The organism is Pseudomonas aylmerensis (genome assembly GCF_001702265.1).
GTDB lineage: Bacteria > Pseudomonadota > Gammaproteobacteria > Pseudomonadales > Pseudomonadaceae > Aquipseudomonas > Aquipseudomonas aylmerensis.
Map to the genome: position 1 here is coordinate 40,505 of NZ_MAUE01000012.1, position 24,639 is coordinate 65,143.

The window sequence follows — 24,639 nt, forward strand, 5'->3', positions numbered from 1 at the left end:
GAACAGATTCGGGAAAGGTCCTACTTCACTTCTTCCAGTGCCTGATTCAACGGCACGTAAAACTCTTTGAACAGGGCATCCACCGCGTCTTTCGCCTGGGGCGTGACGAACCCGGCCTCCAGCACCAGCACCTGGTAGACCCCGCGCTTGATGGCTTCGGCGCTCAAATGGGCGGAGTTTTCATTGGTGGTGCACAAGAACCGCACCCACGAGGTGAGGATGATCCACGCATTGAGGGTCAGGGCCTCGGTCTGCACCGGGTCCATGTTGAGGATGCCGGCATCGACAAACCCTTGGTAAATGGCGTTGCCCTGGATCAGGCAGCGCTGGGAAAACCGTCGGTAGCCAGTCGCCAGTTCCGGGTCGCTTTCCAGCAAGTGCTCAAGGTCACGGTGCAGGAAGCGGTAGCGCCACATGCCGGCCAGCACGGCCTGCAGGTAAAAGCGCTTGTCTTCGACGGTCACGGCGCGGCCTTGGGGCGGGCGCAGAAAACTGTCCACCAACGCTTCGTACTCACGAAACAACACGGCGATGATCGCCTGCTTGTTGGGGAAGTGGTAGTACAGGTTGCCCGGCGAAATTTCCATATGGGCGGCAATGTGATTGGTGCTCACACTGCGCTCGCCCTGCTGGTTAAAAAGCTCCAGGCTGGTTTGCACAATGCGCTCGCTGGTCTTTACTCGTGGTGCCATAGGGGATCAGCTTCTAAACACGTGATGGGGCATCTTACGGCCTATCCTTGCAAGGATAAATCTGCATGTTGCTGCAATGTTATTTGACAATTTAGAGCAATGACTCTAAAAATCCACGCAGACCTATAACAATCGGGAACTGCGCCATGTCTGCCAACATTGCCTATCTGCAAGATTCCCAGGCGCTGGATCATCTCCAGGACCTGTTCGACGCGCAACGCCGTGCCTATGCCGCCAACCCGATGCCGCCGGCGGCGCAGCGCCAGCAGTGGCTCAAGGCTCTGCGTGATGTGCTCAGCGACGAACGCCAGGCGTTGATCGACGCGATCAGCCAGGACTTCAGCCACCGCAGTGCAGACGAAACCCTGTTCGCCGAATTGATGCCCAGCCTGCATGGCATTCACTACGCCAGCAAACACCTCAAGGGCTGGATGAAACCTTCCCGTCGCGCTGTAGGCATTGCCTTCCAGCCGGCTTCAGCCAAGGTGATCTACCAACCGCTGGGCGTGGTCGGGGTGATCGTGCCCTGGAACTACCCGCTGTACCTGGCCATTGGCCCCCTGGTCGGGGCGTTGGCCGCCGGAAACCGGGTGATGCTCAAGCTCAGCGAGTCCACACCCGCCACCGGCGAGTTGCTCAAGGCGCTGCTGGCGAAGATTTTCCCCGAGGACCTGGTGTGCGTAGTGCTCGGCGAGGCCGAAGTGGGCATGGCGTTTTCCAAGCTGCGTTTCGATCATCTGCTGTTTACCGGCGCCACCAGCATCGGCAAACATGTGATGCGCGCCGCGGCCGAACACCTCACGCCGGTGACCCTGGAATTGGGCGGCAAGTCACCGGCCATAGTGTCTGCCGATGTGCCACTCAAGGATGCCGCCGAACGAATCGCCTTCGGCAAGGCCTTGAATGCCGGGCAAACCTGTGTGGCGCCAGACTACGTGCTGGTGCCGGAAGATCGCGTTGAGGGTTTCGTCGAGGCTTACAGCAAGGCCGTCCGCGGGTTTTATCCGACGCTAACCGATAACCCGGACTACACCGCCATCATCAATGAGCGGCAACTGGCCCGGCTGAATGCCTACGTCAAGGACGCCACCGACAAGGGCGCCACGCTGGTCCCCTTGTACGATCAGGGCCAGGCCCGGCGCATGGCCCACAGCCTGTTGCTGAATGTCAGCGATGACATGACCGTGATGCAGGACGAGATCTTCGGCCCGGTGCTGCCGATCGTGCCGTATCGAGGCCTCGACCAGGCGTTTGCCTACATCAACGAAAGGCCTCGCCCACTGGCCCTGTATTACTTCGGCTACAACAAGGGCGAGCAGAATCGCGTACTTCACGAGACTCATTCCGGCGGCGTGTGCCTGAACGACACCCTGCTGCACGTGGCCCAGGATGACATGCCCTTTGGCGGCATCGGCCCCTCGGGCATGGGCCACTACCACGGCCACGAAGGTTTTCTCACGTTCAGCAAAGCCAAGGGCGTGCTGGTGAAACAGCGCCTCAATGCGGCCAAGTTGATCTACCCGCCGTACGGCAAAGCCATCCAGAAGTTGATCCAGAAGCTGTTCGTTCGCTGATTCCGCCACTCTCGGGATAACAATAACAATGAACCCTAGCCTGACTGATTCACCCGCGCTGTCGCGGCGCGGCGTATTGAAAATCGGCTTGTGCGCCAGTGCTTTCCTGGCCACGGCCGGGCTCGGCGCCAGCCTCAGCGGCTGCTCCAGCAGCACCCCGGCCAGCGGCTTTGCCATGCTGCGCAGCAGTGACCTGCCGTTTTTGCGCGCGGTAATCCCGGTGTTGCTCGAAGGCGCGGCAAGCGCCCAAGAGGTGGTCGCCGGGATTGACGACACTCTGAAAAAACTCGACTACAGCCTGCAGCACCTGTCGCCGGAAATGTTCAAGCTCACCCAGCAACTGTTCGACGTATTGGGCATGGGCATCACCCGTGGCCCATTGACCGGCATCTGGGGCAGTTGGGAAAACGCCAGCGCGGAGCAGATCCGCAACTTCCTGCACCGCTGGGAAAACAGCTATCTCAACCTGCTGCGCATGGGCCAGGGCTCGCTGCTCAAGCTGGTAATCATGTCGTGGTACTTCCGCCCGCAGTCCTGGGCGCATTGCGGCTATCCGGGCCCGCCCAAGGTCTAGCCCTGGCTGAAAACCCGCTGCAATGTGGGGCTGTACCCGCAGGCAGGCCGCTTTCGCAGGCAAGCCAGCTCCCACACTGACTGCAACTTCGTATAACAATAAGAGTGCCTGTCTATGCCCGTACCCGATCTGTTCCGCGACGGCCTGGCCCGTGGCTGGAAAACCCACAATGGCGCCGCCCTCGACAACGACCTGACCCTGGAGGCCGACGTAGCGATCATCGGCAGCGGCGCCGGTGGTGGCACCACCGCCGAGATCCTCAGCGCCGCCGGCTACAAGGTGTTGCTGATCGAAGAAGGCCCGCTCAAGACCAGCAGCGACTTCAAGCTGCTCGAGGACGAGGCCTACACCAGCCTGTACCAGGAAGGCATCGGCCGCATGAGCAAGGATGGCGCGATCACCATCCTGCAGGGCCGCGCGGTGGGCGGGACCACGCTGATCAACTGGACCTCCAGCTTTCGTACGCCGGACGCGACACTTTCCCACTGGGCCAGCGAATATGCGGTGAAGGGCCACAGCAGTGCCGAAATGGCGCCCTGGTTCGAAAAAATGGAGCAACGCCTGGGGATTGCCCCCTGGGCCATGCCACCCAATGCCAACAATGACGTGATCCGCAAAGGCTGCGAAAAGCTCGGCTACAGCTGGCACGTGATCCCCCGCAACGTGCGCGGCTGCTTCAACCTGGGTTATTGCGGCATGGGCTGCCCGGTCAACGCCAAGCAATCGATGCTGGTAACCACCATCCCCTCGACCCTGGAAAAAGGCGGCGAGCTGCTGTATCTGGCCCGCGCCGAACGCCTGCTCTACAGCGGCGACCACATCAGCAGCCTGGAATGCGTGGCGATGGATGAACGCTGCGTGGCACCGACTGGCCGCAAAATCACGGTCAAGGCCAAGCATTACGTGCTGGCCGGCGGCGGCATCAACAGCCCCGCCTTGCTGATGCGCTCGGATGCCCCGGACCCGCATTCGCGGCTGGGCAAGCGCACCTTCCTGCACCTGGTGAATTTCTCCGCCGGGCTGTTCGAGGAGGTGATCAACCCGTTCTACGGCGCGCCGCAGTCAATCTACTCCGACCATTTTCAATGGCAGGACGGCACTACCGGCAAAATGTCCTACAAGCTTGAGGCGCCGCCGCTGCACCCGGCACTCGCCAGCACCCTGCTGGGCGGCTACGGCACGCAGAACGCCATGGACATGAAGCAATTGCCCAACACCCACGCGATGCTGGCCTTGCTGCGCGACGGTTTCCACCCCGACAGCCCGGGCGGCAGCGTGGAGTTGCGCGGCGATGGCACACCAGTGCTCGACTATCAGGTATCGGCGTACGCCTGGGACGGCCTGCGTCGCGCCTTTCACAGCATGGCCGAGATCCAGTTCGCGGCGGGAGCCAAGTCGGTCAAGCCGCTGCACCACGATGCGCGCTACGTGACGAGCCTGGGCGAAGCCCGCACGCTGATCGAAGGGCTGAACCTGGAACTGCACCGCACCTGCCTGGGCAGCGCCCATGTGATGGGCGGTTGCGCCATGGGTGAAGACCCGAAAAATGCGGTGGCCGACAGCCTTGGCCGTCATCACCAATTGCGCAATCTGTCGATCCACGATGGCTCGTTGTTCCCCACCAGCATTGGGGCCAACCCGCAATTGTCGGTGTATGGATTGACCGCGCAACTGGCGACAGCCTTGGCCGAACGTCTGAAAACAGCGTGAAAAAACACGCTATTCGCCATGTCTATAGTGCTTTCTTCTGCATAAGTTGACTTGGCCGACCGGGACGGCTGCGATACCATCCGGTTCCCCAACGGACTCCGCCAGGACGACGCGATGAACCGAGTGTTGTACCCAGGTACCTTCGACCCGATTACCAAAGGCCATGGCGATCTGGTCGAACGTGCCTCACGCTTGTTCGACCATGTGATCATCGCGGTCGCGGCCAGCCCCAAGAAAAACCCGCTGTTTCCCCTGGAACAGCGCGTGGAGCTGGCGCGTGAGGTCACCAAGCACCTGCCCAACGTGGAAGTGGTGGGCTTTTCCACATTGCTGGCGCACTTCGCCAAAGAGCAGAACGCCAATGTGTTCCTGCGTGGCCTGCGTGCGGTGTCGGACTTCGAATACGAATTCCAGCTGGCCAACATGAATCGCCAACTGGCACCGGACGTGGAAAGCCTGTTCCTCACGCCGTCGGAGCGATATTCGTTCATTTCCTCGACGTTGGTCCGTGAAATTGCCGCTTTGGGCGGAGATATCACCAAGTTCGTGCACCCGGCCGTGGCCGATGCGCTGACACTGCGTTTCAAGAAGTAATTTCTGTAAGCGGGCTTATTGTGGCGAGCGGGCTTGCCCCGCGTTGGGCTGCGAAGCGGCCCGAATAAAGCCACCGCGTAGTTTCAGCCAGCGCACAGCCGCCTGTTTCAAGGCCGCTTCGCAGCCCAACGCGGGGCAAGCCCGCTCGCTACAGGTCAGCATGCCAGTTGGCCGCAGGTCATGTGCACTCGCACTGCGGGCGCCAATGCGGCACAATTGCGCGCATTAGTTTTCAGATGCCTTGGCTGACAGCCCTGGCAGGAGTTTCCATGTCCCTGATCATCACCGACGATTGCATCAACTGCGACGTCTGCGAACCCGAGTGCCCGAACGCTGCGATTTCCCAGGGCGAAGAGATCTACGTGATCGACCCGAACCTGTGCACCCAGTGCGTCGGCCACTACGACGAGCCTCAGTGCCAGCAAGTGTGCCCGGTGGATTGCATTCCGCTGGATGAAGCCCATCCGGAAACGGAAGAGCAGTTGATGGCCAAGTACCGGTTGATTACCGGCAAGGCCTGAGGTTCTTTAGTGCCTGTAAGGGCCTCTTCGCGAGCAAGCCCGCTCCCACAGTTGACCGAGTTCCAAAATGAGAATGCGGTCGAATGGGAGAGCAGGCTTGCTCGCGAAGGCGGCAACAGCCATCCCCTGGCAATCAGCTCTGGCACTTGGGGCAAAACACACTCGCCCGCTGCCCCAGCACCACATTGCGCAGCTCGGTCCCACAGACCTTGCACGCCTCGCCCCCGCGGCCGTAGACGAACAGCTCCTGCTGGAAATAGCCCGGCTGCCCGTCGCCACCGATAAAGTCCCGCAGCGTCGTGCCACCCCGCTCAATAGCAGCGGCCAGCACGCGCTTGATCTCGATCGCCAGCTTCAAATAACGCGCCCGTGAAATGCCTCCAGCCGCGCGACGCGGATCGATCCCCGCCGCAAACAGCGCCTCGGTCGCGTAGATATTGCCCACCCCCACCACCACCGCGTTGTCCATGATGAATGGCTTCACTGCCATCGACTTGCCGCGGGACAGTTGGAACAAGCGCTCACCATCAAACAGGTCGGTCAACGGCTCCGGCCCCAGGCGAATCAGCAGTTCATGGTTGTGCGGGTCCTGGCTCCAGAGCATCGCGCCGAAGCGCCGGGGGTCGGTGTAGCGCAGGGCCATACCCGATTCCAGCTCGATGTCCACGTGCTCATGCTTGGCCGCCGGCATGCCGACTTCCACCAGCCGCAAGTTGCCCGACATGCCCAGGTGGCTGATCAAGGTGCCGACTTCGGCGTTGATCAACAGGTACTTGGCCCGCCGCTCCACCAGCACGATGCGCTGCCCGGACAGGCGCACATCCAGGTCTTCCGGGATCGGCCAGCGCAGGCGCCGCTCGCGCACCACCACGCGACTGACCCGCTGGCCTTCCAGGTGCGGAGCAATCCCGCGCCGGGTGGTTTCGACTTCTGGTAACTCGGGCATGTGTATCTCTTGAAGGAAGGGTCAGTGCGCGCCCAGTTCGCGGATCGACAACTTCATGCTCTCGAAGTCGTAGTCCGACAGGCCCACGTAGTCCAGCACCATATGCCCGATCGCATTCCATTCATGATCGACCGCCTGGTTGCCCAGCACCCGATACGACGAACAGATGTGCTCGGCCATTTTCAGGATCGCCAGCAGGTTTTTCAGCTGAGAGTTGCGCGACGACTCATCGCTGAAAATCGCCAGGGCGTTGTGGTGGTTGGCGATGGCGTCGGTCACATGTTCCGGCAGGCGCCAGGACTTGGCGGTGTAGTAGCCGACCACCGCGTGGTTGGTGTTGAACGCGTTGTTCTCGGTGTCGACCACACGGCAGTCGGGGCCGGCATTGCCATAGGCCTCTTCCAGCACCGCCATGTAGTTGGGGAAGCGCTTGAGCATCAGCGGCACGCCGCAATCGTGGAACAGGCCCAGCGCATACGCCTCGTCGACGGCTTGCGAGCCGGTGCGCTTGGCGAGTGTCAGGCAGGTCATCGCCACATCCTGGGCGGTGTCCCAGAAGCGGTTGAGGGTGACGATGGTGTCATCGCTCATCTCGCCCTTGATCGACTGCGCGTTGATCAGGTTGATGATCGAACGGCTGCCCAGCAGGTTCACCGCGCGCTGGATCGAGGCGATCTTGTTGCTCAGGCCGTAATACGGCGAGTTGACGATTTTCAGCAATGCACCGGACAGGCCAGGGTCCTGGGAGATCAATCGCGCGATCACTTCCAGGTCCGGGTCGGGCATGTATTGCTCCATCTGCAAATCCACCATGATTTGCGGCTGGGGCGGCACGCTGATGCCTTGCAGGGCCTGTTGGATCTGTTCGGCGGAAAGCTCTTGGGACATAAGTACATACTCTGGGCTAGGCGGGGATTCTAACCCTTATGAAGACTTGACCGACACCCAAATGCCGAACTGAAACCGGATCAAAATGTGGGAGCGGGCTTGCTCGCGAAAGCTCGGTGTCAGTCGCCGAATACAGTGGCTGATCCACCGCTTTCGCGAGCAAGCCCGCTCCCACATGTCTGGCGGCGCCGCGAACTCATGCACAACACGGTATACTCCCGCTCTTTTTTCCGGAGCGACGTCATGTCCCTGCCAAGCCTGCGTCTCAAAGCCAACGCCGATCGTCGTTTGCGCAACGGCCACCTGTGGGTCTACAGCAACGAAATCGACGTGGCCGCCACCCCACTTCACGGCTTCCAGGCGGGCGACCAGGCCATCCTCGAAGCGGCCGGCGGCAAGACCCTGGGCATCGTGGCCATGAGCCCGAACAACCTGATCTGTGCTCGCCTGCTGTCGCGCGACATCAAGCTGCCATTGGACAAGTCGCTGCTGGTGCATCGCCTGAACGTCGCGCTGTCCCTGCGTGATCGCCTGTTCGACAAGCCGTTCTACCGCCTGGTCTACGGCGATTCCGACCTGCTGCCAGGCCTGGTGGTCGACCGTTTCGGCGACATCCTGGTGGTGCAGATCGCTTCGGCGACCATGGAAGCGCATAAAGAAGACGTGATCGCCGCCCTGACCCAAGTGCTCAAGCCGAGTGGCATCCTGTTCAAGAACGATTCCGCCGCGCGCGACGCCGAAGGCCTCAACCGCTACGTCGAAACCGTGTTCGGCCTGGTGCCGGAATGGGTTGCGCTGGAAGAAAACGGCGTGAAATTCGAAGCCCCGGTGATCCAGGGCCAGAAGACCGGCTGGTTCTACGACCACCGCATGAACCGCGCACGCCTGGCCCCGTACGCCAAAGGCAAGCGCGTGCTCGACCTGTACAGCTACATCGGCGGCTGGGGCGTGCAGGCTGCGGCTTTCGGCGCCAGTGAAGTGTTCTGCGTCGACGCCTCGGCCTTCGCCCTTGATGGCGTGGAGCGCAACGCCGCGCTGAACGGCTTCGCCGAGAAGATGACCTGCATCGAAGGCGACGTGTTCGAGGCCCTCAAGGAACTCAAAGCCAGCGAAGAACGCTTCGACGTGATCGTCGCCGACCCGCCGGCCTTCATCAAACGCAAGAAAGACATGAAAAACGGCGAAGGCGCCTACCGCCGCCTGAACGAGCAAGCCATGCGCCTGCTCAGCAAGGACGGCATCCTGGTCAGCGCGTCGTGCTCGATGCACTTGCCCGAAGACGACCTGCAAAACATCCTGCTGACCAGCGCCCGTCACCTGGACCGCAATATCCAGATGCTCGAACGCGGCGGCCAGGGCCCGGACCACCCGGTGCACCCGGCGATTGCCGAGACGCGGTATATCAAGAGCATTACGTGCCGGTTGTTGCCGAATAGCTAACGCTGAGACTGACTGTAGGAGCCAGCAGGCTCCTACAGGAATCCAGGAATTTTCATACCCTCTCTTGCTTTGACTTTCCTCGCTCCAGACTCGATCCTCGACCCCCTCAAGGAATAGAGTCCATGTAAATGCACAGCGCCACAAAGCCCACAACGAAACCGTTTCTCATCGCACTGCTGATGATCCTGACGTTGCTGGGTGTATTTCCCCTCGACGTCGTACTCCCTTCATTTCCCGCGCTTGCCGAACACTTTCAAACCTCAACAGTAGATATCGCTAGGTCCATCAGCCTTTTCGCGATTGGCTTTTCTTGCTCGTTGCTGTGGATAGGGCCGCTATCCGACAGGATAGGTCGCAAGAAGCTGCTACTGGCCAGCATGACCGTGGCGATTGTTGGTGCAATTGGCTGCATAACCGCCAATAACTATTCACAGTTCTTACTTTTCCGAGTAGTTCAAGCCGTTGGTTGTGGCGGCTTTGTGCTGTCTCAAGCGCTGGTTCAGGATATGTTCGTGGGCAAGGAACAGGAGCGACTGCGGATCGCAATCGTGACCGCCGGAGGTATCTTCATTTCGATCTCGCCATTAGTTGGTGCATGGCTGCAAACGCATTGGGGTTGGCAGGCCAGCTTCTACGTATTTACAGCATTTGCCATATTGCTCCTGTTTATGACCTATCGACTACTCAGCGACACCCAACCCGCCGTCCATCCAAGCCGCCACACTATTCTCAAGGGCTACGCGCAAATTTTTGCAGATCGCCATTTCGTCAGTTACGCCACGATTTCCGGAATCACCTTTGCCTGCCATTTTTCATTTATCGTCATATCCCCCATCATTTTCATGGACCAGTTAGGGCTGTCGCCCTATCAGTACTCACAGGTCTTGCTGCTTTATGGCGCAGCTTATGTGTTAGGCGGCGTGTCAGCGGGCTGGTTGAACAAACGGTTACTGGCCAACACCCAGATCGCGACCGGCTTGTGGTTAATCGCGACATCCGGTGGGGTAATGTTGTTGCTGGCCTATGGGAACGATATTTCTACCTGGACCGTTTTGATTCCAATGCTGATCTGCACAGCCGGTACCACCATCACCAGGCCAATTTCAAACTCACGGGCCATGAACCTTTTCCCCCACTCCGCAGGCGCGGCCGCATCAGCCACCACAGTTGTGATATTCATTGCCGGTGGGTTGATCAGTGCTCTGATCAGTACTTTGACGCACAATCTGAGCACCACCCTCGGATTGTGCTTTTTGATTCTGAGTGCTCTGGGCCTGGGGTTGAATGAATGGGCCAAACACCGCCCACACGTCCTGTAGCCGCTATCTCCACACTTACGGCCATTCCCTCCAGCCGCCAGCGGTGTAGAATCGGGCGTATTCATCGCCAGTCATCCCCCGGCGGGTTTATGAGCTCGAGGCCCAAGCAAGCGGCGATCCCGCGACGCGAGTGGCAACTTCCGGACACACGGCCATTTTCTGAGTGTTCCAGACGTCAATAGAAGCTCACTCCCCAGTAGTAGTTACCTGATTAGCCGCCCGGAGTGCTCCATGCCAGATTACCGCTCGAAAACATCCACCCATGGCCGCAACATGGCCGGCGCGCGCGCACTGTGGCGCGCCACGGGGATGAAAGATGACGACTTCAAGAAGCCGATCATCGCGATTGCCAACTCGTTCACCCAGTTCGTACCGGGCCACGTCCACCTCAAGGACCTGGGCCAACTGGTCGCCCGCGAGATCGAACGTGCCGGCGGTGTAGCGAAAGAATTCAACACCATCGCCGTGGATGACGGCATCGCCATGGGCCATGACGGCATGCTGTACTCGCTGCCGAGCCGCGAGATCATCGCCGACTCCGTGGAGTACATGGTCAACGCTCACTGCGCCGACGCCATCGTGTGCATCTCGAACTGCGACAAGATCACCCCTGGCATGCTGATGGCCGCCCTGCGCCTGAACATCCCGGTGATCTTCGTCTCCGGCGGCCCGATGGAAGCCGGCAAGACCAAACTGGCCTCCCACGGCCTCGACCTGGTCGACGCCATGGTCATCGCCGCCGATTCCAGCGCTTCTGACGAGAAGGTCGCGGAATACGAGCGCAGCGCCTGCCCGACGTGCGGTTCGTGCTCCGGCATGTTCACCGCCAACTCGATGAACTGCCTGGTCGAAGCCCTGGGCCTGGCCTTGCCGGGCAACGGCTCGACACTGGCCACCCACAGCGACCGTGAGCAGCTGTTCCTGCAGGCCGGCCGCACCATCGTCGAACTGTGCAAGCGCTACTACGGCGAGAATGACGAGTCGGTGTTGCCGCGCAACATCGCCAACTTCAAGGCGTTCGAAAACGCCATGACCCTGGACATCGCCATGGGCGGTTCCACCAACACCATCCTGCACTTGCTGGCCGCGGCCCAGGAAGCCGAGATCGATTTCGACCTGCGCGACATCGACCGCCTGTCCCGTCACGTGCCGCAACTGTGCAAGGTCGCGCCGAACATCCAGAAGTACCACATGGAAGATGTGCACCGTGCCGGCGGGATCTTCTCGATCCTCGGCTCGCTGGCCCGTGGCGGCCTGCTGCACACCGACCTGCCGACCGTGCACAGCGCGTCCATCGCCGAAGGCATCGCCAAGTGGGACATCACCCAGACTGACGACGAAGCCGTGCACACCTTCTTCAAGGCTGGCCCGGCTGGCATCCCGACCCAGACTGCGTTCAGCCAGTCGACCCGTTGGGACACCCTGGATGACGACCGTGAAAACGGCTGCATCCGCAGTGTCGAACACGCCTACTCCCAAGAAGGCGGCCTGGCCGTGCTGTACGGCAACATCGCACTGGATGGCTGCGTGGTGAAAACCGCCGGCGTGGATGAGTCGATCCATGTGTTCGAAGGCAACGCGAAGATCTTCGAAAGCCAGGACAGTGCCGTGCGCGGCATCCTCGCCGACGAAGTGAAGGCCGGCGACATCGTGATCATCCGCTACGAAGGCCCGAAAGGCGGCCCAGGCATGCAGGAAATGCTCTACCCGACCTCCTACCTGAAATCCAAGGGCCTGGGCAAAGCCTGCGCCTTGCTGACCGACGGACGTTTCTCCGGCGGTACTTCCGGCCTGTCCATTGGCCACGCTTCGCCTGAAGCCGCTGCCGGTGGCGCGATTGGCCTGGTGCAGGACGGCGACAAGGTGTTGATCGACATTCCGAACCGCTCGATCAACCTGTTGATCAGCGATGAAGAGCTGGCGGCACGCCGCGTTGAGCAAGACAAGAAAGGTTGGAAGCCGGTCGAGAAGCGTCCGCGCAAAGTCACCACTGCGTTGAAGGCCTATGCCCTGCTGGCCACCAGTGCCGACAAGGGTGCTGTGCGTAACAAAGCGATGCTCGACGGCCTGTAAGCCTCGCGCATAAAAAATGCCCCGCCAAGTGCGGGGCATTTTTTTGCCTGGAACAACGCTCCAAAACACTGAAGATCAACTGTGGGAGCTGGCTGTCTGCGATTGCGGCCTTGAGTCCTGCATTGATCTCGTTGACGCCATCGCCGGCAAGCCGGGCTCCCACAGGGGCAGGCTGAGCCTGAACGAACTCGGTTCATGTGGGAGCTGGCTTGCCTGCGATGGCGGCCTTGAGTCCTGCATTGATCTCGTTGACGCCATCGCTGGCAAACCGGGCTCCCACACGGGCAGGCTGAGCCTGAACGAACTCGGTTCATGTGGGAGCTGGCTTGCCTGCGATGGCGGCCTTGAGTCCTGTATTGATCTCGTTGACGCCATCGCCGGCAAGCCGGGCTCCCACAGGGGCAGGCTGAGCCTGAACGAACTCGGTTCATGTGGGAGCTGGCTTGCCTGCGATGGGCGCGCCTCGGTGTTACTGAATCTCCTCAGGCTTGACGATCACCCAGTTCTTGTCCGCCGTCACCGGCAACCCTTCCTTGGCCTGCGCCGCCGCGTGCTTGGCGATCATGCCGTTGAGTTGGGTCATGTATTTGTCCTTGCGGTTGATCCACAGGTGGATGCCGCCCTTGGCCACGTCCACATCGTGGAACAGCATGTAGCCATCGCTGGTCGGCGTGTCGCCGCCGACGATCACCGGTTTTTTCCATTCGTCGATGTAGGTGAGGATGGCTGCGTGCTTGCCCGCCATCCAGGTGGCCGGGGTCCACAGGTACGGGGTCAGCTCCAGGCCGAGGTTGGCCTTCTCGTCATATTTGCCGGCGGCAATCTGCTTGCGCGCGGTGGTCAGCTCGCCGGTCTTGCGGTCCTTGAGCAAGGTGCTCACGCCGATCACATTCTCCGGCTTGACGTTGTAGCCGTACTTCGGATCGGCGGCGACCATGCGCACCAGCTCTTCCGACGCGGCGGTCATCACATACACCTCGATGCCGTTTTCCATCAGCTTGTTGTACAGCTCGGCCTGGCCGGTGAAGACTTTCGGCGGCTGCACCTCAGATTGCTTCACCACGTCGCCTTCAAAATAGCTGACCGGCACGGGCTTGCCAGACGCCATCAGCTCATCGACCTGCACCTTGAGCTCCTTAAGGGTGAAACCGGAGAACACCTGGGCAACCCACGGGTAGCAGACCATGTCGTCGACTTCGCAGAGGCGATAGTAGTAACTGAACAGACTTTCCTTATGGTCGGCGGTGTCTTTGAACGGCATAAGCTTGAGCGACGGATCAAGGCTGTCGCGGGTGATCAGGCCCTTGTTTTCCATGTAGGGCAGCAGGGATTCTTCGAGGTCGTAGCGGTAGCTGGTGTTGTCCATGTCGAACACCGCGTAATTACCCTTGTTGGCGTTGGCGGCGATCATTTTGTTCAGTTGCTCGGCGGCCGGTGCCGGCCAGTGTTTCAACTCGGTGGCGGCCATGGTTTGTCCGGCAAGGCCCAGACACAGCGCGGCGGCAAACAATCTCGAAGCGAGCTTCATATGCGTTTTCTCCCTGAGTTAAAAACATCGACGCTAACAAATCCCTGTGACAGTTACCGCCCGAGCGCGACCGCTTGCGTCGTGATTGCGCCAAAGGCGTGTGCATGCGCGCCAGATGCTTATTCCAAAAACGACAGTCACCATTCCATATCGGTATTAAATCAATATATTTCAAGCTGTTAGGCTTTCCGGTTCGCAATCGCAGGCTCACGCGATTGGCTGCCTTCTCAACGGAGCTTCAATGAATCTGCCCCTGATTCTCAACTTACTGGTGTTCGTGGCCCTGCTGCTGGGCCTGGCACAAACTCGTCGCACCAACTGGAGCCTCGCCAAGAAGGTGCTGGTTGCGCTCGTACTCGGCGTGGTGTTCGGCACTGTCTTGCACACGATCTACGGCGACGGCAACCCGGTGCTCAAAGCCTCCATCGGCTGGTTCGACCTGGTCGGCAACGGCTACGTGCAACTGCTGCAAATGATCGTGATCCCGTTGGTGTTCGCCTCGATCCTCAGCGCCGTGGCGCGCCTGCACAATGCCTCGTCACTGGGCAAGATCAGCTTCCTGACCATCGGCACACTGCTGTTTACCACCGCGATTGCGGCGCTGATCGGCATCGGCCTGACCAACCTGTTCGGCCTCACCGCCGAAGGCCTGGTGGCCGGCACCCAGGAAATGGCGCGCCTGCAGGTGATCCAGAGTGATTACGCCGGCAAGGTCGCCGACCTGAATATCCCGCAACTGCTGCTGTCGTTCGTGCCGGCCAACCCGTTTGCCGACCTGGCCCGGGCCAAGCCGACCTCGATCATCAGCGTGGTGATTTTCGCCGCCTTCCTGGGGGTTGCCGCGCTGCAGCTGCTCAAGGATGACGTGGAAAAAGGCCAGAAAGTGCTCAACGCCATCGACACCCTGCAAGCCTGGGTGATGCGCCTGGTGCGCCTGGTGATGAAGCTGACGCCGTACGGCGTATTGGCGCTGATGACCAAAGTGGTCGCCGGCTCCAACCTGCAGGACATCATCAAGCTCGGCAGTTTTGTCGTGGTCTCGTACCTGGCCCTGGGCCTGATGTTTGTGGTGCACGGCCTGCTGCTGTCCCTGGCCGGGATCAACCCGCTGCGTTTCTTCCGCAAGGTGTGGCCGGTGCTGACCTTTGCCTTCACCAGCCGCTCCAGCGCGGCGGCGATCCCGCTGAGCATTGAAGCGCAGACCCGTCGCCTGGGCATCCCGCAATCCATCGCCGGGTTCGCCGCCTCGTTTGGCGCGACCATCGGCCAGAACGGCTGCGCCGGCCTCTACCCGGCGATGTTGGCGGTGATGGTCGCGCCGACCGTAGGCATCAACCCGCTGGACCCACTGTGGATCGCGACGTTGGTAGCAATTGTGACCCTGAGTTCGGCCGGCGTTGCCGGCGTGGGTGGCGGTGCAACCTTCGCCGCGCTGATCGTGCTGCCGGCCATGGGTTTGCCGGTGTCACTGGTGGCGCTGCTGATTTCCGTGGAGCCACTGATCGACATGGGCCGCACGGCATTGAACGTGAATGGCTCGATGACGGCAGGCGCGATCACCAGCCAGGTCATGGGGCAGACGGACAAAGCGTTGTTGAATGCGGATGAGCATGCGGAGTTGGCGCAGGCCTGATAGACCGCATTCGCGAGCAAGCCCGCTCCCACATTTTGACCACATTCTCATGTTAGAACTCGGTCAAATGTGGGAGCGGGCTTGCTCGCGAAGCTCTTAGGCTTTTTCCCAAACCTCGAAGTTATACGCCGGCTTATCTCCCTCAGCCGCATTCTCGACATTCGACACCAGCTTCCACTGCTTCGTATCAAACTCCGGAAACCAAGCATCCCCTTCCGGACTCAGCGCCACCCGCGTCAAATACAGGCGATCCGCCTGCTCCAGCCCCTGCGCATACAACTGCGCGCCACCGATCAGCATCAGTTCGTCCACGCCTTGTGCCTTGGCCCATTCCTCAGCGCGCTCTACCGCCGCGTCCAGTGACGGAAAAACTTCCGCACCTTCCAGCGCCAGGCCGGTCTGACGGCTAACCACAAGGTTCAAGCGCCCAGGCAGCGGTCGGCCCAGGGAGTCCCAGGTCTTGCGCCCCATGATGATCGGCTTGCCGAGCGTGGTGGCCTTGAAATATTTGAAATCCCCCGGCAAATGCCAGGGCATGCTGTTGTCGACGCCGATCACGCGGTTTTCACCGAGGGCTGCGATCAGGCTTAAAGGGAGAGTTTTTTTCATGGCGACGAGAATACCAGAGGTGCGAGCCAGCGGTTATGCTCCAACCTCACTTGCTCAACAGGACGGCGCGTGACTGCACTGAACCCCCTGCAAAAACTCTGGCTGACAGAAACCGTGCGCCTGCGGGAAGAACACGCCGGCCCCCTGGAAGACCTGGAAGCCAATCGCCTGGCCCGCACCGCCGGTGGCGACCTGCCGACACGCATCCAGCAGCGTGCCTTGCACCTGGCCGAGCGCGATGGGCTCACGGCCGCCCTCACCCGCTGGCTGCAAGGCGCGCGCCTGGCGCTGGTGCTGCTGGCCATCGTCGCCGTGATCAGTGGCGCGGGCCTGGCGTTTGCCGCATTGGGCAGCGGCCTGACGCCGGTGAATGTGTTCTGGGCGCTCGGCAGCCTGCTCGGCTTGAACCTGATCCTGCTGCTGAGCTGGGCGCTGGGCCTGCTGTTTGCCGGCGAACACAGCGCCAGCCTCGGCCGACTGTGGTTATGGCTCAGCGAAAAACTCGCGCGTGATGCCAAGGCCGCCCAACTGGCGCCGGCATTGCTGCTGTTGCTGCAACGGCAAAAGCTCAATCGCTGGGCCGTGGGTGTGCTGGTCAACAGCCTGTGGCTGCTGGCGTTGCTCAGTGCCCTGGTGATTCTTCTTACGCTACTCGCCACCCGCCGCTACGGCTTTGTGTGGGAAACCACCATCCTCGGTGCCGACACCTTTGTTACCGTGACCCAGGCCCTCGGCACCCTGCCCGCCCTGCTCGGCTTCAATGTCCCGAGCATCGAGATGATCCGCGCCAGCGGCGATGCCGCGCTGAATATCGAAAGCGCTCGCCAGGCCTGGGCCGCCTGGCTGGTGGGCGTGCTGCTGGTCTACGGCCTGCTGCCCCGGCTGATCCTCGCCCTGCTGTGCCTGTGGCGCTGGAAACGCGGGCGCGCCGCGCTGCGCCTGGACCTCAACCTGCCCGGCTACAGCCAACTGCGCGAACGCCTGATGCCGAGCAGTGAACGGCTTGGGGTCAACGACGCCGCGCCCGAACAGCTGCACCACGCCACCGGCGGCGTCAGTGAACTGGAAAGCGACGGCGCGTTGCTGGTGGCCATCGAGCTGGATGACCAGCACCCCTGGCCGCCGAAACTGCCGGCCAGCGTGAAGAACGCCGGCATCCTCGACAGCCGCGAATCGCGCAACAAACTGCTGGAGCAGCTCAGCCGCTTCCCGCCGGCACGCCTGGCCATCGCCTGCGATCCACGCCGCTCGCCCGACCGTGGCAGCCTGGCGCTGATCGCCGAACTTGCGCGCAGCGCCACCGCCACCCGTGTATGGCTGCTGCAGGCCCCGCCTGGCCAGGCGCTGGACGCAGAGCGCCTGGGTGATTGGCATGCCGCGCTGCACCAACTCGAGCTGCCCTTCGCCGACTGCGCGCCGCTGAACTGGCTGGAGACCGGTCATGACTAAACCGCTCAAACTCGCCGTGGTCGGCCACACGAATGTCGGCAAGACCTCCTTGCTGCGCACCCTCACCCGGGATGTCGGCTTCGGCGAAGTCTCTCATCGCCCCAGCACCACGCGGCATGTAGAAGGTGCACGCTTGTCAGTGGACGGCGAAGCCTTGCTGGAGCTGTACGACACGCCCGGCCTGGAAGATGCCATTGCCCTGCTCGACTACCTGGAGCGTCTGGATCGACCCGGCGAACGCCTGGACGGCCCGGCGCGCCTGGCGCGCTTCCTGGAGGGCAGCGAAGCCCGCCAGCGCTTTGAACAGGAGGCCAAGGTGCTGCGCCAACTGCTGGCCTCGGACGCCGGCCTGTATGTGATCGATGCCCGCGAGCCGGTGTTGGCCAAGTACCGCGACGAGCTGCAAGTGCTGGCCAGCTGCGGCAAGCCGTTGCTGCCGGTACTCAACTTCGTCAGCAGCAGTGACCACCGCGAGCCGGACTGGCGTGAAGCCCTGGCGCGCCTCGGCCTGCATGCGCTGGTACGGTTCGACAGCGTCGCGCCGCCGGAAGACGGCGAGCGGCGCCTGTATGAAAGCCTCGCCCTGCTATTGGAAAACGCCCGTCCGCAACTGGAGCGGTTGATTCTTGACCAGCAAGCCCAACGCCAGGCCCGCCAGCAAAGCGCCGCGCGATTGATTGCCGAGCTGTTGATCGACTGTGCCGCGTGTCGACGCAGCGTGGTCACCGAAGACGAACAGCAGGCCATCGTGGAGTTGCGCAAAGCCGTACGCCAGCGTGAGCAAAAGTGCGTCGAGGCGTTGCTCAAGCTGTTCGGCTTTCGCCCACAGGACGCCGCCGCCAGTGATTTGCCGCTGCTGGACGGCCGCTGGGGCGATGACCTGTTCAACCCGGAAACCCTCAAGCAGCTCGGCGTGCGCGTCGGCGGCGGGATTGCGGCAGGCGCGGCCGCGGGTGCCGGCGTGGACCTGCTGGTCGGCGGCCTGACCCTCGGCGCCGCCGCCATCGCCGGTGCCATTGCTGGCGGCGCGCTGCAGACCGCGCGCAGCTATGGCAGCCGCCTGCTCGGCAAGATCAAGGGCCAGCGCGAGCTGACCGTCGACGACAGCGTGCTGCGCCTGCTGGCCCTGCGCCAACGCCAATTGCTCAAGGCCCTGAACCTGCGCGGCCATGCGGCGATGCACAGCATCAAAATCGATACGCCCCAGGACAAGACCTGGCGCGAAGGCAAGTTGCCGGATGCGCTGCACAAGGCTCGCGCCCATCCACAATGGTCATCCCTCAACCCGCACGCCAAACTCAGTCAGGCCGAGCGCCAGGAACAGGTCGAGGCCCTGGCCCAGCGTCTCGACCAGACTTAAGCCGCCAGCAGCTGCCGAGCCTTGGCCTTGAGCACGTCGAGGTCGAGCACCGGCACGTGCATTTCCTTGGCCTGCTCGTCCCAGTGGCGCAGGCGCAGGCTGACCTGGCACAGCGGATCCTGCTCGAAGGCCCGGGCCTCCTCGGCTGTCATGACCCCGCCCTGATAACCCAGGGTGCGCCGGCTGGCTTCGCTCAAGCGCGCGTAGTAGTCCGGCTGGCTGAAGGTCAGGTAACGCTTGGCCTGCACGTGGTACTCCACGAGTTTGGCCAAGCGCTCGCTGAAACCCGCGCGGCGCAGGTAATCCGCCCCCAGCCGTTCGTGGCTGACCACGCCGTACCCGTCCATGTTCTCGGCGCCCTGGCCGCACAGGTGGCCGATATCGTGGAAGAACGCCGCCAACACCACTTCATCGTCAAAGCCTTCGGCCATGGCCAACTGCGCCGCCTGGGACATGTGCTCGATCTGCGACACCGGCTCGCCAATGTAATCCGCCGTGCCGTGCTGTTCGTACAAGCCGAAGACGTCGGCTATCGCCTGTTCCGGGTTCATCACGCCTCTCCCCACAGTGTGGTGATATTTCGCTCGGCCAGCGCCGGCCCCACGCTCATGCCCACGCCGGTGTGCATCAGCGCCGCACTCACGCCTGGCGCCGCGCGCAGGAAGGAAAACGGCCCCGGCCCACGAGCACCGTAGACGCCCTGCCAGCGCTCGACCACCTGGATCTTGCACCCCAGCGTCTGCTCTGCCAACTCGATCATCCAGTCATCCACCTGCTCGGCATTGAACGGCGAGGCGTCGCTGCCGTAGTGGTGGGAGTCACCGATGATCAACTCGCCATGCGGCGTCGGACTAATCAGCAAATGAATGCCGTGTTCGTGCAGGTGCGGCGTTTCGCGCAGGATCTGGGCCTGCACCGGCGCGGCTTCCGGCAGGTCGGCGAAGGCACCGTAGTGCACGCAACTAAGGCCAGTGAGCAGCGCGTGTTGCAGGTTCAGGTTGACCGCCGGGCGCGCACGCAGCATCTGCAGCCGGCAGATGCTCGGGTTGAGTTCGGCGATCGATTCGGCCAGCAGGGTCTGGTAGTCGTGGCCGGAGCACACGATGATCTGCTCTCCGCGAAAGCTGCCCGCCGTGGTGTGCACCTGGCCCGGCTCGACGTCGCGCACCAGCGTGGAGAAATAGAACTCCACGTTCAGCTCTTGCGCCAGGTAGCTGATCAGCGCCGGGATCGCTTCACGCGAATACAGCTGCTGATCGTCCTTGCCATGCAGCGCGGCACGGTGATGACGGAACTGGCCGCCGTACAGATCCTTCATGGCAGCGCCTTGCAGCAGTTCGACGTTGTAGCCGTGCTCTGCAGCGCGGCCAGCGCAAAAGGCTTCCAGCAGATGCTCCTCCGCTTCGGTGCGGGCGAACAAGTAAGAGCCGTTACGCTTGAGCTGCAGACCTGCCCGCTCAGCCCAGTGCCCCCAGATAGCACGGCTTTCCCGGGCCAGGTCAAGCATCGGCCCCGGCGGTTGGCCGGTGACCAGTGCCTGGCCGAAGTTGCGCACCGAGGCACCCAGCGGCGTGGCGCTGCGCTCGAAGACCTTGACCTTGAGGCCGCGCTTGGCCGCGGCGTAGGCGTGTGACAGGCCGAGGATGCCGGCGCCGATGATCAGCAGTTGTGTCATGAAGACCTCTCGTTCCCGCGCTCCGCGTGGGAATGCATCCTGTGACGCTCTGCGTCACGACTGCAAAAGCGGACGCAAAGCGTCCAGAGCCGCATTCCCACGCAGAGCGTGGGAATGATCAGGGTTATTGTTTTTCCGACTTGCCGTCATAGCGCTTGCGCCATTCGGTCAGGATGCTGTCGCGGTTTTTCGACGCCCAGGCGAAGTCGTTCTTGATCAGGCGCTGCTCGTAGTCGGCCGGCAATTCGGTCTGCGGCTTGGCAATACCCGGCTGGGCGAGCACCGCGAAGTTGTCCTTGTACAGGTCCATCGCCGCTGCACTGGCGGAGAAGTCGGCGAGCTTTTTAGCCGCGTCGGCGTGGGCAGTGCCCTTGATCACCGCCGTGGCTTCAATGTCCCAGCCCAGGCCTTCTTTCGGCAGGATGATGTCCAGCGGCGCGCCCTGGCGTTTCAACTGCACCGCCGGGTATTCGAAGGAAATGCCGATCGGGAACTCGCCCGAGGCCGCCAGCTTGCACGGCTTGGAACCGGAGTGAACGTACTGGCCAATGTTCTGGTGCAGGTCGTCCATGTACTGCCAGCCCTGCTTCTCGCCGAAGGTCTGCAGCCAGGCGCTCACATCCAGGAAGCCGGTACCGGACGACGCCGGGTTAGGCATGACGATCTTGCCCTTGTACTCGGGCTTGGTCAGGTCCTGCCAGCTCACCGGCTTGGTCAGCCCCTGCTTCTCGGCCTCGACGGTGTTGAAGCAGATGGTCGCGGCCCACACGTCCATGCCGACCCAGGCGGGTGGGTTGGCAGCGTCGCGGTAATTCTTGCCGATCTTGTCGAGGTCCTTCGGCGCGTAGTTGTCCAGCATGCCCTGCTGGTCGAGGATCGCCAGGCTGGAGGCCGCCAGGCCCCACACTACGTCGGCTTGCGGGCGATCTTTCTCGGCCAGCAGCTTGGCCGTGATGATGCCGGTGGAGTCGCGCACCCATTTGATTTCGACGTCGGGGTTGGCCTTTTCGAACGCCTGCTTATAGGTCTTCAACTGCTCGGCTTCGAGGGCCGTGTACACGGTCAGCTCGGTCTTGGCGAAGGCATTCAGGCTGAATGCAGTGAATACGGCAGCGACCAGCGCCAGGGGCTTGAACATGGAGCACCTCCTTCAGGGATGTTTTATTGGCCCGGCGCGCTTTGGCGCCAGGCTTGGGAGCGGCGCAGCGCGCCACGTGAAGCCCACGCCAGCAGCAGCGAGACGCCGGCCGAGGTGAACAGGATCAGGGTCGACATGGCAGCGGCGCCGCCCACGTTGCCGGCGTCGTCCATGTTCAACACGGCGACGGCGGCGAGGATGGTGTCGGGGCTGTAGAGGAAGATCGCGGCCGACACGGTGGTCATCGCCGACACAAACAGGTAACGCACGATGTCCAGCAGCGCCGGCAGGCAGATCGGCACCGTCACGCGCAGGTAGTGGCGGTACAGCGGCGCCTTGAGCGACAGCGCGGCCGCTTCGAACTCGGCGTCGAGCTGGCGCAGCGCAGTGGTGGCGGTCATCTGTGCGGTGGTCAAATAGTGAGCAATGGTGCACACCACCAGCAACGTCATGGTCCCGTAGAACACATGCAACGGGTTGCCGTTGAGATTGAAAAAGAACACGTAGCCCAGGCCCAGCACCAGCCCCGGCACGGCCATCGGCACGAAGCTGAGCATGCGCAGCGCCAGGTTCAGGCCTTTCTGGCCCTTGGTCTTTTCCATCAGGTAGGCGCCGGTAAAAATCAGCACGCTGCCGATCAACGCGGTGCACAGGGCCATCGTCAGGCTATTGCGATAGGCCAGCCAGCCGCCGCCGGCCGTGTCTTCGAACTGGTAGTGGTTGAGCGACAACGACAGGTTGTACGGCCAGAACTTCACCAGCGACGAATACACCGCCATGCCAAACACCAGCAGCAACACCGCGCAGATCAGCAGCACGATGGCCAGGTAGCAGCCGTCTCTGGTGCGCGACGGCGCCGGCCGGAAGACCTGGGCGCGGCCGCTCATGGAATCGCCATGACGACGGCGCAACCAGGCATCCACGCCAAAGCTGAACAGCGCCGGCAGCAGCAACACCATGCCGATCAATGCACCGCGACCGAATTGCTGCTGGCCGACTACCGCCTTGTAGGCCTCCAGCGCCAGCACCTGGTAATCGCCGCCGACCACCACGGGCACGCCGAAGTCGGTGATGGTCAGGGTGAACACCAGGCAGAACGCGGCGAACACCGCCTGGCGCGTGGCCGGCCAGGTGATACTGCGAAACGCTCGTGCCGGGCTGGCGCCCATGCTTGAGGCTGCATCGAACAGTCGCGCGTCCGCGAGGGAAAGCGCTGACAGCAGGATCATCAAGGCGTGTGGGAAGGTGTAGATCACCTCACCGAGCACAATGCCCCAGAAGCCGTAGATATTGTCCGAGAGCATCCCGCGCAGCATGCCCTGGTTGCCGAACAGATAGACCAGCGCAATGCCCGGCAGCATCGACGGTGCCATCAATGGCAGCAACGACAGGCCACGCCAAATCGCCTTGCCGGGAATCAAGGTGCGTTGCAGCGCGTAGGCAAACAGGTAGGCCAGCGGTACGACAATGGCCGCCACGCTGAGGGACACCTTCAGGCTATTGCCCAGCAGCCAGTGGAAGTTATCGCTGGTGACCAATTCCCGCGCCGCGACCAAGCCACCGCCCTGCCCGGCCTCGCTGCTGAAGCCGCGCCAGAAGATCGCCAGCAACGGCAGCAACACGGCGATGCCCAGCAGTAACAGCCACACCAGTTTGCCGCCGACCACGAAAATGCGGTCGCCCCGTTCGGCGTGGGACACCTGTCGCGCGGTGGGCAGAATCATCACGGCCGCCATCTCAGGCAAACACCTGCAGGCTGCGGGGCGGCAACGCCACCCAGATGTCCTGGGCGCCCAGGCGCGGCATGGCTTCCGGGGCGAGTTCGGCGAGCAGCGGATGACCGGGCAGTTGCTCCAGCTCAAAGCTCATGCGGCAGCGATTGCCGAGGAAGGTGATCTCGCGAACTTTGGCCGGGAACAGGTTTTCTTCATGCACCGGCGGATTCACGCTGATCGCTTCCGGGCGACAGAACAAACGGCCGGAACTGGCCACGCCGGCATCATCGGCCAGGCGCATGTTCATCCCCCCCACCTGGGCATGGCTGGCACTGTTGCGGCTGAAGGGCAGCCAATTGCCCTGGCCGACAAACTCCGCCACAAATGGCGTGGCCGGGCGGTCGTAGATTTCCTGCGGCGTGGCGTATTGCTCGACCTTGCCGTTGTTCATCACGGCGATGCGGTCGGCCATCAGCATGGCTTCGTCCTGGTTGTGGGTAACCATCAGCGTAGTGATGCCCAGGCGCCGCTGCAGCTGACGCAACTCGGTGCACAAATGCTCGCGCACACGGGCGTCGAGGGCCGACATCGGCTCGTCCAGCAGCAGCAACGACGGCGCGGGCGCCAGCGCACGGGCCAGGGCGACGCGTTGCTGTTGACCGCCGGAGAGTTGGCCGGGGTACTTTTTTTCACTGCCGACCAGGCCGACCAATTCGAGCATCTGGCCGACGCGCTTGCGCACTTCATCGCGACCACTGCCGGTGAGGCCGTAGCCGATATTCGCTTCGACGGTCAGGTTGGGGAACAACGCGTAGGACTGGAACAGAATGCCGTAGTCCCGCGCCTGGGGTGGCAGCAGGGAAACGTCGCGGCTGCCCAGGTAAAGTTCGCCGCTGTCCTGGCGTTCCAGGCCGGCGATGCAGCGCAGCAAGGTCGTCTTGCCGCAGCCGGACGGGCCCAGCAGGCACACCAGCTCGCCGGCGGCGACGTCCAGGGACACGTTGTCCAGCGCGGTAAAGGCGCCGAAGCGTTTCTGGATACCGCGCACCTTCATCGGTGCGCCGGGTTGGGTCAGGGCTGTGTTCATGCAAGGCACCTCATCAAACGGATGAAGGCCATGCTAGGCAGCCAATGCGTCCCTCGTGTGGCAGAAAGGCAAAAGGGAGTGATAGTCGTATTGGTGGATTTGGGTAGGCCTCAT

21 protein-coding genes are annotated in these 24,639 nt (G+C 62.2%); 11 read left to right on the forward strand and 10 right to left on the reverse strand.

Annotated features, from left to right (window positions below; genetic code table 11):
* Positions 1-20 precede the first annotated feature (20 nt).
* Entirely contained in the window at positions 21-692 is a 672-nt protein-coding gene (locus BBG20_RS08440; protein WP_065902184.1) for a TetR/AcrR family transcriptional regulator, read from the reverse strand.
* 146 nt (positions 693-838) lie between these two features.
* On the opposite strand from BBG20_RS08440, the gene BBG20_RS08445 reads away from it, so the two are divergent.
* The 5 genes from BBG20_RS08445 to BBG20_RS08465 all read left to right on the forward strand — a co-directional run bounded on the left by BBG20_RS08445 (position 839) and on the right by BBG20_RS08465 (position 5,665).
* The gene (locus BBG20_RS08445) at positions 839-2,266 is read left to right on the forward strand and encodes a coniferyl aldehyde dehydrogenase (RefSeq protein ID WP_065902186.1); all 1,428 of its coding nucleotides are present in this window, start codon (positions 839-841) and stop codon (positions 2,264-2,266) included.
* 28 nt (positions 2,267-2,294) lie between these two features.
* On the forward strand, positions 2,295-2,840 hold the full coding sequence (locus BBG20_RS08450) for a twin-arginine translocation pathway signal protein (protein ID WP_065902189.1): 546 nt from the start codon (positions 2,295-2,297) through the stop codon (positions 2,838-2,840).
* Between the two features lie 114 nt (positions 2,841-2,954).
* The gene (locus tag BBG20_RS08455) at positions 2,955-4,550 is read left to right on the forward strand and encodes a GMC family oxidoreductase (RefSeq protein ID WP_065902192.1); all 1,596 of its coding nucleotides are present in this window, start codon (positions 2,955-2,957) and stop codon (positions 4,548-4,550) included.
* Positions 4,551-4,664: 114 nt separating this feature from the next.
* Complete coding sequence (coaD, locus tag BBG20_RS08460; RefSeq protein WP_003176711.1) at positions 4,665-5,144, forward strand: pantetheine-phosphate adenylyltransferase; 480 nt, start codon at positions 4,665-4,667, stop codon at positions 5,142-5,144.
* A 269-nt stretch (positions 5,145-5,413) separates the two neighbouring features.
* A complete protein-coding gene (locus BBG20_RS08465) occupies positions 5,414-5,665 on the forward strand; it encodes a YfhL family 4Fe-4S dicluster ferredoxin (protein ID WP_017139475.1) in 252 nt (83 codons plus the stop codon).
* Between the two features lie 133 nt (positions 5,666-5,798).
* Here the strand turns inward: BBG20_RS08465 and mutM are convergent, their stop codons facing one another.
* Both mutM and BBG20_RS08475 read right to left on the reverse strand, forming a co-directional pair.
* Complete coding sequence (gene mutM / locus BBG20_RS08470) at positions 5,799-6,611, reverse strand: bifunctional DNA-formamidopyrimidine glycosylase/DNA-(apurinic or apyrimidinic site) lyase (protein ID WP_065902194.1); 813 nt, start codon at positions 6,609-6,611, stop codon at positions 5,799-5,801.
* Positions 6,612-6,632: 21 nt separating this feature from the next.
* Entirely contained in the window at positions 6,633-7,445 is an 813-nt protein-coding gene (locus tag BBG20_RS08475; RefSeq protein WP_177343930.1) for an HDOD domain-containing protein, read from the reverse strand.
* 297 nt (positions 7,446-7,742) lie between these two features.
* Here BBG20_RS08475 and BBG20_RS08480 point away from each other — a divergent pair, with 297 nt between their 5' ends.
* The 3 genes from BBG20_RS08480 to ilvD all read left to right on the forward strand — a co-directional run bounded on the left by BBG20_RS08480 (position 7,743) and on the right by ilvD (position 12,331).
* A complete protein-coding gene (locus BBG20_RS08480; RefSeq protein ID WP_003195152.1) occupies positions 7,743-8,939 on the forward strand; it encodes a class I SAM-dependent rRNA methyltransferase in 1,197 nt (398 codons plus the stop codon).
* 128 nt (positions 8,940-9,067) lie between these two features.
* The gene (locus BBG20_RS08485) at positions 9,068-10,258 is read left to right on the forward strand and encodes a multidrug effflux MFS transporter (protein ID WP_065902199.1); all 1,191 of its coding nucleotides are present in this window, start codon (positions 9,068-9,070) and stop codon (positions 10,256-10,258) included.
* Positions 10,259-10,489: 231 nt separating this feature from the next.
* Entirely contained in the window at positions 10,490-12,331 is a 1,842-nt protein-coding gene (gene ilvD / locus BBG20_RS08490; RefSeq protein WP_065902201.1) for a dihydroxy-acid dehydratase, read from the forward strand.
* Positions 12,332-12,800: 469 nt separating this feature from the next.
* Here the strand turns inward: ilvD and BBG20_RS08495 are convergent, their stop codons facing one another.
* The gene (locus BBG20_RS08495; RefSeq protein WP_065902203.1) at positions 12,801-13,859 is read right to left on the reverse strand and encodes an HAD family hydrolase; all 1,059 of its coding nucleotides are present in this window, start codon (positions 13,857-13,859) and stop codon (positions 12,801-12,803) included.
* A gap of 241 nt (positions 13,860-14,100) precedes the next feature.
* Between BBG20_RS08495 and BBG20_RS08500 the strand changes: the two genes are divergently transcribed.
* On the forward strand, positions 14,101-15,492 hold the full coding sequence (locus BBG20_RS08500; RefSeq protein WP_065902204.1) for an L-cystine transporter: 1,392 nt from the start codon (positions 14,101-14,103) through the stop codon (positions 15,490-15,492).
* Between the two features lie 96 nt (positions 15,493-15,588).
* Here BBG20_RS08500 and BBG20_RS08505 read toward each other — a convergent pair whose 3' ends face one another.
* Positions 15,589-16,101, reverse strand: coding sequence for a dihydrofolate reductase (locus BBG20_RS08505; protein WP_065902205.1), 513 nt, complete (start codon positions 16,099-16,101; stop codon positions 15,589-15,591).
* A 69-nt stretch (positions 16,102-16,170) separates the two neighbouring features.
* Between BBG20_RS08505 and BBG20_RS08510 the strand changes: the two genes are divergently transcribed.
* Both BBG20_RS08510 and BBG20_RS08515 read left to right on the forward strand, forming a co-directional pair.
* A complete protein-coding gene (locus BBG20_RS08510) occupies positions 16,171-17,550 on the forward strand; it encodes a DUF2868 domain-containing protein (RefSeq protein ID WP_065902206.1) in 1,380 nt (459 codons plus the stop codon).
* Complete coding sequence (locus BBG20_RS08515; protein ID WP_065902208.1) at positions 17,543-18,910, forward strand: DUF3482 domain-containing protein; 1,368 nt, start codon at positions 17,543-17,545, stop codon at positions 18,908-18,910. The genes BBG20_RS08510 and BBG20_RS08515 overlap by 8 nt, the downstream gene beginning before the upstream one ends.
* Here the strand turns inward: BBG20_RS08515 and BBG20_RS08520 are convergent.
* The 5 genes from BBG20_RS08520 to BBG20_RS08540 all read right to left on the reverse strand — a co-directional run bounded on the left by BBG20_RS08520 (position 18,907) and on the right by BBG20_RS08540 (position 24,525).
* Positions 18,907-19,461, reverse strand: a complete 555-nt coding sequence (locus BBG20_RS08520) for a phosphonate degradation HD-domain oxygenase (protein ID WP_065902210.1) — start codon at positions 19,459-19,461, stop codon at positions 18,907-18,909. The genes BBG20_RS08515 and BBG20_RS08520 overlap by 4 nt on opposite strands.
* Positions 19,461-20,585, reverse strand: a complete 1,125-nt coding sequence (locus BBG20_RS08525) for a TIGR03364 family FAD-dependent oxidoreductase (RefSeq protein ID WP_065902212.1) — start codon at positions 20,583-20,585, stop codon at positions 19,461-19,463. The genes BBG20_RS08520 and BBG20_RS08525 overlap by 1 nt, the downstream gene beginning before the upstream one ends.
* A gap of 124 nt (positions 20,586-20,709) precedes the next feature.
* Complete coding sequence (locus BBG20_RS08530) at positions 20,710-21,723, reverse strand: putative 2-aminoethylphosphonate ABC transporter substrate-binding protein (protein ID WP_065902214.1); 1,014 nt, start codon at positions 21,721-21,723, stop codon at positions 20,710-20,712.
* A 23-nt stretch (positions 21,724-21,746) separates the two neighbouring features.
* Entirely contained in the window at positions 21,747-23,459 is a 1,713-nt protein-coding gene (locus BBG20_RS08535; protein WP_065902217.1) for a putative 2-aminoethylphosphonate ABC transporter permease subunit, read from the reverse strand.
* A 1-nt stretch (position 23,460) separates the two neighbouring features.
* Entirely contained in the window at positions 23,461-24,525 is a 1,065-nt protein-coding gene (locus BBG20_RS08540; RefSeq protein WP_065902219.1) for a putative 2-aminoethylphosphonate ABC transporter ATP-binding protein, read from the reverse strand.
* Positions 24,526-24,639: the final 114 nt, after the last annotated feature.

Bases quoted from the DNA above. Each gene is read 5' to 3' on its own strand.
- mutM (WP_065902194.1), bottom strand. From the start codon at position 6,611: ATGCCCGAGTTACCAGAAGTCGAAACCACCCGGCGCGGGATTGCTCCG.
- BBG20_RS08480 (WP_003195152.1), top strand. From the start codon at position 7,743: ATGTCCCTGCCAAGCCTGCGTCTCAAAGCCAACGCCGATCGTCGTTTG.
- BBG20_RS08520 (WP_065902210.1), bottom strand. From the start codon at position 19,461: ATGAACCCGGAACAGGCGATAGCCGACGTCTTCGGCTTGTACGAACAG.
- coaD (WP_003176711.1), top strand. From the start codon at position 4,665: ATGAACCGAGTGTTGTACCCAGGTACCTTCGACCCGATTACCAAAGGC.
- BBG20_RS08500 (WP_065902204.1), top strand. From the start codon at position 14,101: ATGAATCTGCCCCTGATTCTCAACTTACTGGTGTTCGTGGCCCTGCTG.
- BBG20_RS08515 (WP_065902208.1), top strand. From the start codon at position 17,543: ATGACTAAACCGCTCAAACTCGCCGTGGTCGGCCACACGAATGTCGGC.
- BBG20_RS08485 (WP_065902199.1), top strand. From the start codon at position 9,068: ATGCACAGCGCCACAAAGCCCACAACGAAACCGTTTCTCATCGCACTG.
- BBG20_RS08530 (WP_065902214.1), bottom strand. From the start codon at position 21,723: ATGTTCAAGCCCCTGGCGCTGGTCGCTGCCGTATTCACTGCATTCAGC.
- BBG20_RS08495 (WP_065902203.1), bottom strand. From the start codon at position 13,859: ATGAAGCTCGCTTCGAGATTGTTTGCCGCCGCGCTGTGTCTGGGCCTT.
- BBG20_RS08450 (WP_065902189.1), top strand. From the start codon at position 2,295: ATGAACCCTAGCCTGACTGATTCACCCGCGCTGTCGCGGCGCGGCGTA.
- BBG20_RS08525 (WP_065902212.1), bottom strand. From the start codon at position 20,585: ATGACACAACTGCTGATCATCGGCGCCGGCATCCTCGGCCTGTCACAC.
- BBG20_RS08440 (WP_065902184.1), bottom strand. From the start codon at position 692: ATGGCACCACGAGTAAAGACCAGCGAGCGCATTGTGCAAACCAGCCTG.
- BBG20_RS08535 (WP_065902217.1), bottom strand. From the start codon at position 23,459: ATGGCGGCCGTGATGATTCTGCCCACCGCGCGACAGGTGTCCCACGCC.
- BBG20_RS08455 (WP_065902192.1), top strand. From the start codon at position 2,955: ATGCCCGTACCCGATCTGTTCCGCGACGGCCTGGCCCGTGGCTGGAAA.
- ilvD (WP_065902201.1), top strand. From the start codon at position 10,490: ATGCCAGATTACCGCTCGAAAACATCCACCCATGGCCGCAACATGGCC.
- BBG20_RS08540 (WP_065902219.1), bottom strand. From the start codon at position 24,525: ATGAACACAGCCCTGACCCAACCCGGCGCACCGATGAAGGTGCGCGGT.
- BBG20_RS08445 (WP_065902186.1), top strand. From the start codon at position 839: ATGTCTGCCAACATTGCCTATCTGCAAGATTCCCAGGCGCTGGATCAT.
- BBG20_RS08505 (WP_065902205.1), bottom strand. From the start codon at position 16,101: ATGAAAAAAACTCTCCCTTTAAGCCTGATCGCAGCCCTCGGTGAAAAC.
- BBG20_RS08465 (WP_017139475.1), top strand. From the start codon at position 5,414: ATGTCCCTGATCATCACCGACGATTGCATCAACTGCGACGTCTGCGAA.